This window comes from Dyella sp. LX-66 (assembly GCF_018599165.1).
GTDB lineage: Bacteria > Pseudomonadota > Gammaproteobacteria > Xanthomonadales > Rhodanobacteraceae > Dyella_D > Dyella_D marensis.
This window is the reverse complement of record NZ_JAHFVJ010000018.1, coordinates 13,152-25,052: the sequence shown is the minus strand read 5'-3', so window position 1 is coordinate 25,052 and position 11,901 is coordinate 13,152. Positions and strand designations below refer to the sequence as shown.

General features: G+C 61.6%; 9 protein-coding genes. 3 read left to right on the top strand and 6 right to left on the bottom strand.

Translation table 11 applies throughout. The annotated features are described in order from the left end of the window. Window positions 1-78: 78 nt before the first annotated feature. The 6 genes from KK141_RS21425 to KK141_RS21400 all read right to left on the bottom strand — a co-directional run bounded on the left by KK141_RS21425 (window position 79) and on the right by KK141_RS21400 (window position 8,499). Window positions 79-1,035: an acetyl-CoA carboxylase carboxyltransferase subunit alpha gene (locus KK141_RS21425; RefSeq protein WP_214573054.1), complete on the bottom strand. Its 957-nt coding sequence runs from the start codon at window positions 1,033-1,035 to the stop codon at window positions 79-81. Between the two features lie 101 nt (window positions 1,036-1,136). Then, entirely contained in the window at window positions 1,137-4,691 is a 3,555-nt protein-coding gene (gene dnaE / locus KK141_RS21420; protein ID WP_214573053.1) for a DNA polymerase III subunit alpha, read from the bottom strand. A gap of 295 nt (window positions 4,692-4,986) precedes the next feature. Further along, complete coding sequence (locus KK141_RS21415) at window positions 4,987-5,241, bottom strand: hypothetical protein (protein ID WP_214573052.1); 255 nt, start codon at window positions 5,239-5,241, stop codon at window positions 4,987-4,989. Between the two features lie 1,466 nt (window positions 5,242-6,707). Further along, window positions 6,708-6,986 carry a hypothetical protein gene (locus KK141_RS21410; RefSeq protein ID WP_214573051.1) on the bottom strand — a complete coding sequence of 93 codons (279 nt, stop codon included), beginning with the start codon at window positions 6,984-6,986 and terminating at the stop codon, window positions 6,708-6,710. A 101-nt stretch (window positions 6,987-7,087) separates the two neighbouring features. Then, window positions 7,088-7,318, bottom strand: coding sequence for a hypothetical protein (locus KK141_RS21405; RefSeq protein WP_214573050.1), 231 nt, complete (start codon window positions 7,316-7,318; stop codon window positions 7,088-7,090). 728 nt (window positions 7,319-8,046) lie between these two features. Beyond that, complete coding sequence (locus tag KK141_RS21400) at window positions 8,047-8,499, bottom strand: fasciclin domain-containing protein (RefSeq protein WP_214573049.1); 453 nt, start codon at window positions 8,497-8,499, stop codon at window positions 8,047-8,049. Between the two features lie 458 nt (window positions 8,500-8,957). Here KK141_RS21400 and KK141_RS21395 point away from each other — a divergent pair, with 458 nt between their 5' ends. The 3 genes from KK141_RS21395 (at window position 8,958) to KK141_RS21385 (ending at window position 11,733) form a co-directional block, all read left to right on the top strand. Beyond that, window positions 8,958-9,236 (top strand): hypothetical protein, encoded by a 279-nt coding sequence (locus tag KK141_RS21395; RefSeq protein ID WP_214573048.1) that lies wholly within the window; start codon window positions 8,958-8,960, stop codon window positions 9,234-9,236. 721 nt (window positions 9,237-9,957) lie between these two features. Next, a complete protein-coding gene (locus KK141_RS21390; protein WP_345777626.1) occupies window positions 9,958-11,016 on the top strand; it encodes a slipin family protein in 1,059 nt (352 codons plus the stop codon). A gap of 495 nt (window positions 11,017-11,511) precedes the next feature. Next, entirely contained in the window at window positions 11,512-11,733 is a 222-nt protein-coding gene (locus tag KK141_RS21385) for a hypothetical protein (RefSeq protein WP_214573047.1), read from the top strand. Window positions 11,734-11,901: the final 168 nt, after the last annotated feature.

The window sequence follows — 11,901 nt, the reverse complement described above, 5'->3', positions numbered from 1 at the left end:
AGCGCAGCGAACCCCAACATGACGATGGCGTGGGAGGCCTGTTGGGGTTCGCCTTTGGCTCACCCCAACCTACGCGCTTTATTCGCTGTACGCGCCGTAGCCGCGCAGCCGGTGATAGCGCTGCTCCAGCAGCTCGTCGATCGGCAGCGCCTCCAGCTCGTCGAGCTGGTTCATCAGCACGGCCTTCAGGCGCACCGCCATCGAGTGCGGATTGCGGTGGGCGCCGCCCAGCGGCTCGCGCACCACCTTGTCGATCAGGCCCAGCTCGAGCAGGCGCGGCGCGGTGAGGCCCAGGGCCTCGGCGGCATCCTTGGCCTTCTCGGCGCTCTTCCACAGGATCGAGGCGCAGCCTTCGGGCGAGATCACCGAATACGTGGAGTACTGCAGCATCACGGTGCGGTCGCCCACGCCGATGGCCAGCGCACCGCCGGAGCCGCCTTCACCGATCACGGTGCACACGATGGGCACGCGCAGGTCGGCCATTTCCAGCAGGTTGCGCGCGATCGCCTCGCTCTGGCCGCGCTCCTCGGCGCCGACGCCGGGGTAGGCGCCGGGGGTGTCGATAAGCGTGAGCAGCGGCAGCTTGAAGCGCTCGGCCAGCTTCATCAGGCGCAGCGCCTTGCGGTAGCCCTCGGGGCGCGGCATGCCGAAGTTGCGGCGCACCTTGCCCTTGGTGTCGCGTGCCTTCTGGTGGCCGATGATCACCACCGAGCGGCCGTTGATGCGGCCGATGCCGCCGACGATGGCGGCGTCGTCCGCGTAGGCGCGGTCGCCGGCCAGCTCGTGGAATTCGTCGCAGATCACGCTGATGTAATCGAGCGTGTAGGGGCGGGCCGGGTGGCGCGACAGCTGGGTGATCTGCCAGGAGCTGAGGTTGCGGAAGATTTCCGCGGTCTTCACCTTCAGCTTCTCGCGCAGCCGGACCACCTCGTCCTCGATGTTGAACGCCTGCCCATGGCTGGCGTGGCGAAGCTCTTCGATCTTCGCTTCCAGTTCGGCGATGGGTTGTTCGAAATCGAGGAAGTTCGGGTTCATTCGATGCTATTGAAGGACGCAGAAGCCGCGCAGTATACCGGGGCGGCGGGAAAGGCGGAGAACGGGGCCGTATGGCTTGCCCGGGCGCCGGCGGAGGGGTTTCAGTCGCCGCGCGAGGGGCGGTCGTCGCTCTTCACGATGCGCAGCTTGGCCGCCTGCACCCCGGGCACGGCGCGCACGGCGCGCAGCAGGGCCGGGATGGCTTCCACCCGCCATTCGTCGCCCAGCTCCAGGTCGGCCTGGGCGATGGCGTTGTGGTAGCCGTGCAGCACCACGCTGGTGCGGCCGTTGCGGTAGCCGGCCAGGATCTGGCGCAGCTGGTCGACGAAGCCGGGGCCGACCCCGTTCAGCTTCACATGCAGCACACGGGCAAAGCGGCGGCAGGCGTCGGCCAGGGTGTGGGCGCTGCGCGCGCGCACGGCGAAGCCGCCGCCGGAGAAATCGTCGATGCGCAGGCCGCCCTCGACCACCAGGATTTCGTCGCGCGTCAGCAGCGGCGCCACCTGCTGGTACAGCTCGCCGAAGAAGCTCACCTCGATGATGCCGGTGCCGTCTTCCAGCCGCACGAAGGCGTCGCTCTCGCCGCGCTTGCGGATGGCGGTAACCATGCCGGCCACGGTCCAGGGCGTGTCGGGGCCGCGGCGGAAGCGGTTGTCCTCGTCGCCCTTGCGCGGGCGCGGCGGCTGGTAGCGGTCGGCGATCTCGCCCAGCAGGCAGGTCGACAGCTGCAGCAGCTCTTCGCGCCACGGGTCGGTGGGATGGCCGGAGAGGTAATGGCCTAGCGTGTCGCGCTCGCCTTGCAGCTTCTGCTCCAGCGCCCATTCGGGGGCGGTGGGCAGGTCGATCTGCACGACCGGGGCGACCGCACCCATCATGGCTCCGAACATATCGTTCTGGCCCGACTGCTTGTCGCGCAGATGCTGCTCTGCCGCCTTGATCGCATCCGGCAGCTGCAGCATCAGGCTGGCGCGGGTCGGCGCCAGTGCGTCCAGCGCGCCGGAAAGAATCAAGGCTTCCAGCACGCGGCGGTTGAGCTTGGTGGAATCGACGCGGCGGCAGAAATCCGCCAGGTCCTTGTAGTTGCCGCCGCGCTTGCGCTCTTCGGCAATCGATTCGCAGGCACCTTGGCCCACGCCCTTGATCGCGCCCAGGCCGTAGCGGATCACCTTCGGCTCGACCGCGACGAACATGAACTCCGACGCATTGACGTCCGGCGGCAGCACGGTCAGCCCGATCGCCTTGGACTCGTCGATGAAGGTCACCGCCTTGTCGGTGTTGTCCATGTCCGACGAGATCGTCGCGGCCATGAACTCGGCGGGGTAGTGCGCCTTCAGCCACGCGGTCTGGTACGAGACCAGCGCGTAGGCGGCGGCGTGCGACTTGTTGAAGCCGTAGCCGGCGAACTTCTCCATCAGGTCGAAGATCTCGTCGGCCTTTTCGCCGGAGAGTCCGTCCTTGGCGGCGCCCTCGCGGAACTTGGCGCGTTCCTTCGCCATTTCCTCGAGTTTCTTCTTGCCCATCGCGCGGCGCAGCAGGTCGGCGCCGCCGAGCGAGTAACCGCCCACGATCTGCGCCATCTGCATCACCTGCTCCTGGTAGACCATGATGCCGTAGGTCTCTTTCAGGATCGGTTCGACGCGCGGGTCGGGGTACTGCACTTCCTCGCGGCCATGCTTGCGCGCGACGAAGCTGGGGATCAGGTCCATCGGGCCGGGGCGGTACAGCGCCACCAGGGCCACGATGTCCTCGAAGCGGTCGGCGCGCGCATCTTTGAGCATGCGCTGCATGCCGGAGGATTCGAGCTGGAACACCGCCACCGTCTTGGCCTGCTGCAGCAGCTTGTAGGTGGCGGCGTCGTCCAGCGGCAGCGCGGCGATGTCCAGCGTTTCGCCGCCTTCCTTCGCGCGGCGCGCGTTGATCGCCTTTACCGCCCAGTCGATGATGGTGAGCGTGCGCAGGCCGAGGAAGTCGAACTTCACCAGGCCGACGGCTTCGACGTCGTCCTTGTCGTACTGTGTCACCACGCCGGCGCCGCCGGCTTCGCAGTAGAGAGGGGCGAATTCGGTGAGCGGCTTCGGCCCGATCACCACGCCGCCGGCGTGCTTGCCGGCGTTGCGGGTGAGGTTTTCCAGGCTCAGCGCCAGGTCGATCAGCGACTTCGCTTCCTCGTCCTGGTCGTACAGGTCGCAGAATTCCTTGACGACGCGGTCGGGTTCTTTCTTGGCTTTTTCCGAACGCCCCAGCGCGCACGACAGCGTGAGGTCGAGCGGGCGCGGCGGAATCAGCTTGGCGATCTTGTCGACCGCGTTGTAGCCCATGCCCAGCACGCGGCCGGAGTCGCGCAGCACCGCCTTCGCGGCCATCGAGCCGTAGGTGATGATCTGGCTGACGTGGTCGCGGCCGTACTTGCGCGCGACGTAGTCGATCACTTCGTCGCGGCGGTCCATGCAGAAGTCGATGTCGAAGTCGGGCATCGACACGCGTTCGGGATTGAGGAATCGCTCGAACAGCAGGTTGAACGGCAGCGGATCCAGGTCGGTGATCTTCAGTACCCAGGCCACCAGCGAGCCCGCGCCGGAGCCGCGTCCCGGACCCACCGGAATGCCGTTCTGCTTACCCCAGTTGATGAAGTCCGCCACGATCAGGAAGTAGCCGGGGAAACCCATCTTGACGATCACGTCCAGCTCGCGGTCGAGCCGGGCGATGTAATCGTCCAGGGTGTAGCCGGGCGCCAGCGGATTGGTGGCGAGGCGCTCCTTCAGGCCTTCGTGCGACAGCTCGCGGATATAGCTGCCCAGGTCGTGGCCTTCCGGCACCGGGAAGTTCGGCAGGTAATAGGTGCCGAAGCTCAGTTCCAGCGTGCAGCGCCTGGCCAGCTCGACGGTGTTTTCCAGCGCCTCCGGGATGTCCGCGAACAGCTCGGCCATCTGCGTGGGCGTCTTCAGGTACTGCTGGTTGCTGTAGTCGCGCGGGCGCTTGGGATCGGCCAGCACGCGGCCCTGGTGGATGCAGACGCGCGCCTCGTGCGATTCGAAGTCGTCCTGGCGCAGGAAGCGCACGTCGTTGCTGGCGATCACCGGCAGATCGAGTTCGGCGGCCAGCGCCAGCGCGGCGGCGTTCCAGGTTTCCTCGCCCTCGCGGCCGCAGCGGGTCAGCTCCAGGTACAGGCGGTCCTGGAACAGCCGTGCGAACGGGCGCAGCCGCGCCGCGGCGGCAGCGACGCCCTGGTTGACCGCGATGCGCGCCACTTCGTGTTCGCGGCCGATCAGGGCGATCAGGCCTTCGGTGGCGGACGGCGTGAGCCAGCCCGCCTCGGCCATCGGTTTGCCGTTGCCCTGGCCTTCGCGCCACACGCGCGAGACCAGGCGCGACAGGTTCAGATAACCGTCGCGGTTCTGGCAGATCAGGGTGACGCGCGAGGGGCGCGGGTCGTCCGGCATCGACAGCCACAGGTCGCTGCCGCCGATCGGCTTGATGCCGGCCGCGCTGCAGGCTTTGTAGAACTTCACCAGCGCGAACATGTTCGTCTCGTCGGTGAGCGCGACGGCGGGGATGCCTTCGCGCACGCAGGCGTCGACCAGCGCTTTGATGCGGATGGTCGAGTCGACCAGCGAGTATTCGCTGTGCAGGTGGAGGTGGGCGAAGCGGACGGTCATTCTGACTCACGCGGTGAGTTTGGGGAGGCTAGCTGGCGCTTGCGGGCGGGGCAAGATTGACTTCCGCCGAGTTTGTGCGGCGCGGCTTTGCGCCGCGTCCCGGCGTAGGTTGGGGTGAACGCAGTGAACCCCAACGGGGCTGGCGATGCGCTGTCGCGTGTGGGTCTCGCCGTTGGCGAGTATTTCGCCCCGCTGCCGCGGGGCGAGTTACTTCTTCTTTGCGTGCCCAAAGTCAAGTCTATATAAACTTTTCGTGAGCACAAAAAAAGCGGCCATCAGGCCGCTTTATATTGTCTCAGTTTGCAGCGCTTGGCGGACCAGAGAACACCCGGAGGTGTCCTTGTCCCACTAGGAAATTCTTGTAGCAGGCGAGCGTGACATTCCAGGCCTCCCGCGCAACGGCGGGGCCTCTTTCGATGACCTTTCCATTCTCGTCGATAATGGCGAGCGTCGCTTTCCGTCCCTCTCGAGTCTCAGCAGAAAGGCCTTCGAAGCAGACCGCGGTAAGGACAGCCTGAGTCAGGCCGCCGGTTGAGGGGATGCCGATCATGCACGCTCCAGCAAGGGGAAGGGACGGAATACGAGCGCTTCGGCGGACGTCACCGGGGAGGTGCGGTGACATCCACGAGCGCGGTCATGGTGATGACAAGCAGCATTACGGTCGTCGCGAAGTTGGGCAAGGAGAGGCCGTTCTGAATGAGGTCTCCCAGAACCATGGGTGTGCGGCATAGGGGGGGGGAGCGTGGTGGATGAGGCCACAATCGTCGGCACGGCGAGCCACCTGGGCAAGCTCGTTGAGGTGTATGAGTGGACGTGTACACAAGCGATGGCGCGGCGAGGGAGGCGACGACGCGACGCTGTCGGTAGGAGCGTGCTATGGGACAAAGGGCGGTGGCGTTCTGATGAGTGCCACCCGAGTACCACCGGCGGCGTGCGACTGCGCGCTCGTGGAGATTGTCGTCGATCACGATGGATGGGGACGCGTCGCTCTTTCATGAGTTGGAAAATGTGTGACTCCATCGGAAAAAGGTAATCAAGGTGATCATGCTTTTTCGTAGATAGGTTTTTCGCGTGAGATCAATGCGATAAAGGCGGGTCTGAACGGTAATCTTTGAGGTAATTAGAAGGTGATGGATTACCTCCTTAAAAGGTAATCATGCAGATGGGGCTGGCCACGAAAGATCAATCACTTAGAAAGTGATTACCTTTGGGGTCACCTCGAATTACCTCTTGGAGGTAATCATTGATCTGCGTGGAATCAATGGTTTGAGCGCCAAAAAGCGGCGGATTACCTCGATTACCTGTTTCCGGTGCAGCCAGGGTCCCCACGGGAAAGCGTTGCGACGGATGGCCTAGAAAGCCTCGCCGAAGCAGGGCAGAAGGCGGCCGCTGCGGGATCCTCGGGTTGTCGGAACTCCCCTCGACGCGGATCGTTTTCGTTGGCACGTGCCTAACCTGCGCATTCACCGTCAGGAATGATCGTGCGGTGGCATCGGCGTCTATCGCGTGCGTCAAAGTGCGTCGCCACGGTCTCGCACTTCATACCCTACATGCCGCAGCAGGCCGGTTCCGGCGGGCTGTGGATAGCTTCGTCGAAATCGACCTCTAAAGGGTGCGCGGGTGCGGCGGGGGTAACCGCGCAGGCCAGGAGCATGTTCTCCTGCGAGCGTCGAAGCGCCCTCCCAACTGCTCTATCCGCGCCCTCCTGACGCGCCGCTTCGAGTCTGATGCTCAGCGGGGCGTGGGCCTTGTCTGCACGGAGCTTCATTTCGGGGGCGGTGCCACGAACCCCATCGTGGACGCGCTATGGCTCCGCAAGAATGGAGGCGGCTGCGCGATTCGACGATGAGCGTTCTCGTACTGGAAATGACACCACTGGAGGTTGTGGTGTCCGTCGGAAGATGGATGACCTAGTGGCTACCTTGAGGCAAGGCGTTGTCTGTCATGTCGTCCGCGAGAATCGGGCTGGTGATGTCGCCGCCGCCCCGAAGCGTTGACGGCCTTCTTCTCCTGGCATTAGTGGAGAATCGGTGTCTCGTGGCGGCGATGGTAGTCGTCGATGCTGGTCAGAATTCGCTGGCGAACTGCACTTTCGCAGTCGACTGTTCCAAGGCTGCAGAGGAAGCGGTTTGCGACAAACGTCACTTCCCCGTCGTCGTCTTCAAGACTCGCCGACCAGCTCACGGCGTCCCTCTTTCGGCGGTAGATGGCGATGTAGATCAAGCCTCGGTATGAGCCTTGAATGCCTGTCATGATCGAGATCTCCAGCGACTGAAGCAAAGGCGAGTCAGGCATACCAATCGTTGACCATACACGTGACAGGTGGCCTATAAGCACCAAGGCCTTCCTTGGTGTAGTCCTATCGACATGTGTAGCGCGTTAATTCCAGTGGGCACTCAGCTTTTGCGGGTGCCAGATAACCGTTCTAGAACGCCGAACTGATCAAGCGGGTGACGACCGCTTTCGGCGGATGATCCGCCTTCGCTTATATCTTGCGATGCCAGTATGTCCGATAGGCGAAGAAGTGCTTGCTTCGCTGCAAAGCTGATCGGCTGCCCGGCCGCCGCCGCCTCCAGGGCCGGTGCTGCCACTTTTTCACACCAATCAATCAGTGGATTGCCATTCATAGAGGCCTCCATCCGTCGTGACTCGGGGGCGAGTCGGCTAACGACCTGGACACCCGAGTATCATAAAAGATGGCGCATGACAGGCCGGTCAAGTGCAGACATCGGCCGGAAGAACTATGACAATTCGGTTGGGTGGCATTGAGTAGAAATGAGTCGCCGTCGCGACGTCCTTACCCTTGAAGCGCCTTCAGCCGAACGAGACCTTCTTTTGTTCCTATTCGCGACGCGACTTCACGACGCGCGCGGGCTCTAAGGTTGACCGGCGCCATGGCGATTGATACAGGCGAATTGCCTGCCGCATCCATCCTGTGTGCTTTTGGCGCATCCTGGCCAACTCTTCAATCGATGGCGCGTGACGGTATGCGCCCCGTCGGAAAGGGCGGAAGAAGTAGGTGAATCTCGCAAATGTGCCCAGAATCATCGATGGCTGCCTCGTTTGATCCGCTTCGCGGCGTCTATCACTGCAGCGAGCTTTTGCCTTCGAGACATCACCGGCAAAGGTTTCAAAGGAGGTGTCTTGGTCAGATGATCGAACAGATCACCCAGGTGTGTGACCCATTTGCCAAGCAGTGACATGGGACGATGGGCGGTGCGTGAAATATGAGTGGTCATGGCGGTCGCCTCAATGGATGAACCTCTACAAGTCGAAACAGCAGTCGGAGTCAGGTAGTGGGCCGATGCGTGATGAAACTGGTAGTGAGGCTGGCCCCACCACCAGTTCCTGGTGGTTACTTCTTGGCGGGTACGTTCACCGCATCGATGGCATGGATGATGCCGTTGCTTGAGGTGATGTCTCGCCCAGTGATGGTCGCACCACCGATGCGGAGCTTATCGCCGTCTTTCGTGATCGCTGCCGTCTGGCCTTGCATCATCTTCGGTGTGGTCAGTTTCTCGACGTCGGTAGACGATACCCTTCCAGGTAGTACGTGGTACTTCAGCACGGAGATAAGCTCCGCCTTGTTCTCTGGCTTTAGCCAGTTCTCCAGGGTGCCTTCCGGCAGCTTCTTGAACGCCGCATCCGTTGGCGCAAAAAAGGTATAGGGGCCTGATTCCTTCAGGGTCTGGGTGAGTTCCGCAGCTTCGAGAGCTTTGCCCAGCGTATGGAAGGATCCATTTGCGGCAGCTGTCTCGACGATGTTCTTGCCAGGGGCTTGAGCGGTATTGAAGTCAGGGTTGGACATACATGTGCCTTGAGTGGTGATCCGAGTGGCGGATCTGGAGCGGCCGAAACCGCAACTCCGATAAGGATCGGAGAAGTACTCAGGTGGCGTTAGGGATAGGACCGCGTGACTGAGGCGCCTGCCAAGGAGGAGGCTGTCTACCTGGCGCCAACGCAGCATGCTCCTGTCGTTGTTAGGTGGGGGTAACGCGAGGGGCGAGGCAGACGTGATATCTGACGCGATCGCCTTGCATGCCTGTCGAAGCCCGGGCGCAAGGGGCTTGACGACACGTTACGGCGGCGTAACGAAAGAAAGCGCATGTTGAAGACGCGCCACGGCTCAGGCTGTCATGCCTCCGGCACCTCAGACTGCCCGGGATTTTTCTTCCAAGGTCTCTGAGCCTCCTCCGCCCTGATCGGAGTTGTGGCTGATGCATGCGCACGCCCTGCAGGACGCAGGTCCGCACTCGAGGCCTTTCCATGTACATCCTCAATCAACTTAATTTGCTCTACTTTTACCCTCACAAGATGCACTTCTCGCCGATCATGGACGTTGCGAATAATGATCGCCGCACACAGCGATTTTCGGGCCATTCAGTGTGGACGGCACCCTTCCCGGCGACACCTCTGCCGCCGCGCCAACAAGATGGCGGCGCACCCAAGCTCGACCAGTTGGCATCGGCCAGGGCCCGAGATCGTATCGATTCGGATCGCATGGACGACGATGGAGCACCCAGTACAACCCGTGGCTCATCGTGATCGATGGGCGCCCGCGTCGCTATACGATGGTTGATCTTTGCGCCCGTGTCTGTCGAGAGACCCTGGGTGCAGGGATGATCACTGTCGAAGGAAGTCGTCATGACCAATGTATCTGGCAAAACTACGAATGGCTTTACGTACGACGGCGAATACGAGCTCACCCACTCGGATCGTGTCAGGTGGAGCGCCACCTACCGGCGTGATGGAATCTTCTTTGGCATGCGACATGGTGGCATCAATGAACTTCTAGGGATATCGCTTAGCGAGCTTCGAGAAGCCGTTATGGACGACATTGAGCTTGTCTGGGAACGATCCAGCTAGGCGAAGCACAAAGCCACGCGGTGCGTCGATTGTACGATCCTACCCATCGAACGTTATTGACTCTCCTCAGCGGTTAATGTGGACGTTCGCGTCCTCAGCTGCATGGGCTGGCCGAATGAGTGTGGTTTATAGCGAGGCACTCAGCGCCCCTTAAAGAACCACGTATCTGTCAACGTGGTCTGAGCGATGCCTCACCCTGGGCGGTCGATGCAGTCGTCGGGCTCGACGCATCGGATAATCGCAACGACCGGGAGGGCGCGATGGCCCGAGGCCATGACCCGATTCATTTGAATCGATGTAAGGAAGAGCGTGTGCGTGCGCCAGCGCACCGACAGGCGACCACTTCGACGGCAACGTAAGTCACTGCCATTCACTCGCCACTGGCAAGCGAGGTGACGTCGTGAACACCATTACCCTATTCATCGTTGCCGTCTTGACCGCCATGGGCGGCCTGTTCATGTATCGCGGCAATGTGGGCATGGCTATTGGTTTCTGGGGCTTCGCCGCAATCGTTTCGCAATCGCTAAAGATGGCCAACACTTGGGAGAAGTTTGTCGTTCTGCGAGCAGGAAAACTACTGGGGGTGCGTGGGCCTGGCTTATTCCTAATCATCCCAGTGATCGATCGGGTGGTAGCGGTCATTGATGAGCGCATCCAGACGACGGCCTTCAACGCTGAGCAGGCGCTCACGCGCGACACGGTACCTGTAAACGTGGATGCCATCATCTTCTGGCACGTGCATGACGCCAGAAAAGCCGCGTTAGCCATTACGGATTATCAGAAGGCCATCGCCCGTGTGGCTCAAACGTCACTGCGCGAGATGATTGGTTCATCGATGCTGGCATCACTGCTTTCGGACCGCCAATCCGCCGATCTGGCGCTATGCACTGAAATCGGGAACAAGACCACCGAATGGGGGGTGACGGTGCGCTCAGTGGAAATACGCGACGTAGCTATTCCTGTGGCGCTGCAAGACGCTATGTCGAGGCAGGCTCAAGCCGAACGAGAGAAGCAGGCTCGCATTATCCTTGGGTCAGCCGAGGCCGAGATTGCGAGCAAGTTCGTCAGCGCGGCGAAGGTCTATTCCGATCAGCCGACGGCACTCCAGTTGCGCGCTATGAATATCATCTATGAGACGACTAAGGAGCGCGGTACCACCATCCTCATTCCTAGTTCAATGGTCGATAGCATGAACCCGGTATCAGCGCTCGCATGGGCGCTAGGCGCGCGTGGCGCAACCGTACATGTGGATGAGAGCCATGGCGACGCCGGCGAATCGACTTTAATCCATGGCCCTGCCGGCACCGGGACCGAAGATAACCGTAGCCCTGTTAAGGCGGCGGAGTGGAGCTTGGCCCATGCGTTGAATGACCTCGTGTCAGAGGGTGGCCATGCGCTTGCTTCTGATGATGAAGTAACACCGTCCACGCCAAGCCAGATGCCCACTAAACAAGGATAGCGACTTCTTCCAAGCGGCCCTGATATGCACGGTACGTATGGCTGGCAAGCAGCCTGCTTCGGCGCCCAGCTTGCCATAGCGACAATGACTGGAAGACGCTCTGTCTTTCGCCGGCCAACGTATCTCGCAACCACACACCGTGCCTAGCCAAAGCATTACTTTCGGGGTGTGCTGCGCGACGATGCTGGCCAACAAAGTTCAGCTCGGCATACTAGCCTGGGCAAGCTAACCAACGTGTTCACGGCGAGGGCAGATCGAATGATGTGCGCAGCCTGGTCAGGCCGCCATTTGAGCTGCTCGGCACACTCGATGATCCCAGGTCGATCGGCATGAAGAACCACGGGGCAGGCATTACACGAAAGCGGATCGGCGCCCAGGCTGCTACGCACGCGGAGGTTTGGGAATCGATGCCTTAAGCCAGCATCGCAGTTAGTGAGCCAAGCCTGTAAGGCGGCAAGGCTACCTATCAGCATCTCACCCGGAGAGGTTGCAACCATGTCTGATATTGCAGGGGTGACGAGCGACGGTTTCGACTACACAGCCATGTATGTCGCAGCTGTCTTGAACAGCGTTGTCTGGGCGGCGACGTTTCGCCTTGACGGTGACTATAGGGGGGCACGGCATGGGAGAGTCTTCGACGTCTCTGAACTGTCGATAGCTGATCTGCAGCAGGTCATCAAGGACAGCATTGAGTGTGCCTGGGTCAGCAAGGCTTGATGCAGTAGCTATCGACGCACTTTTCATCGCTTGCACGGCGTGCCTGAGCTGCCTAGTTGCGTACTTTCAAGCGCTAGCTCTAAGCGGCTTCCCGGGGTGGGCATGGCATTGCCGCCTTTGTTCGGCGATCACATCATCGCCTGGCGTCGTGCCATTTATAGAGCGAGA

Excerpts from the sequence above, each read along its gene's own strand:
- KK141_RS21405 (WP_214573050.1), bottom strand. The coding sequence starts at position 7,318 with ATGAATGGCAATCCACTGATTGATTGGTGTGAAAAAGTGGCAGCACCG.
- KK141_RS21385 (WP_214573047.1), top strand. The coding sequence starts at position 11,512 with ATGTCTGATATTGCAGGGGTGACGAGCGACGGTTTCGACTACACAGCC.
- KK141_RS21410 (WP_214573051.1), bottom strand. The coding sequence starts at position 6,986 with ATGCCTGACTCGCCTTTGCTTCAGTCGCTGGAGATCTCGATCATGACA.
- KK141_RS21425 (WP_214573054.1), bottom strand. The coding sequence starts at position 1,035 with ATGAACCCGAACTTCCTCGATTTCGAACAACCCATCGCCGAACTGGAA.
- KK141_RS21400 (WP_214573049.1), bottom strand. The coding sequence starts at position 8,499 with ATGTCCAACCCTGACTTCAATACCGCTCAAGCCCCTGGCAAGAACATC.
- dnaE (WP_214573053.1), bottom strand. The coding sequence starts at position 4,691 with ATGACCGTCCGCTTCGCCCACCTCCACCTGCACAGCGAATACTCGCTG.
- KK141_RS21415 (WP_214573052.1), bottom strand. The coding sequence starts at position 5,241 with ATGATCGGCATCCCCTCAACCGGCGGCCTGACTCAGGCTGTCCTTACC.
- KK141_RS21395 (WP_214573048.1), top strand. The coding sequence starts at position 8,958 with ATGTACATCCTCAATCAACTTAATTTGCTCTACTTTTACCCTCACAAG.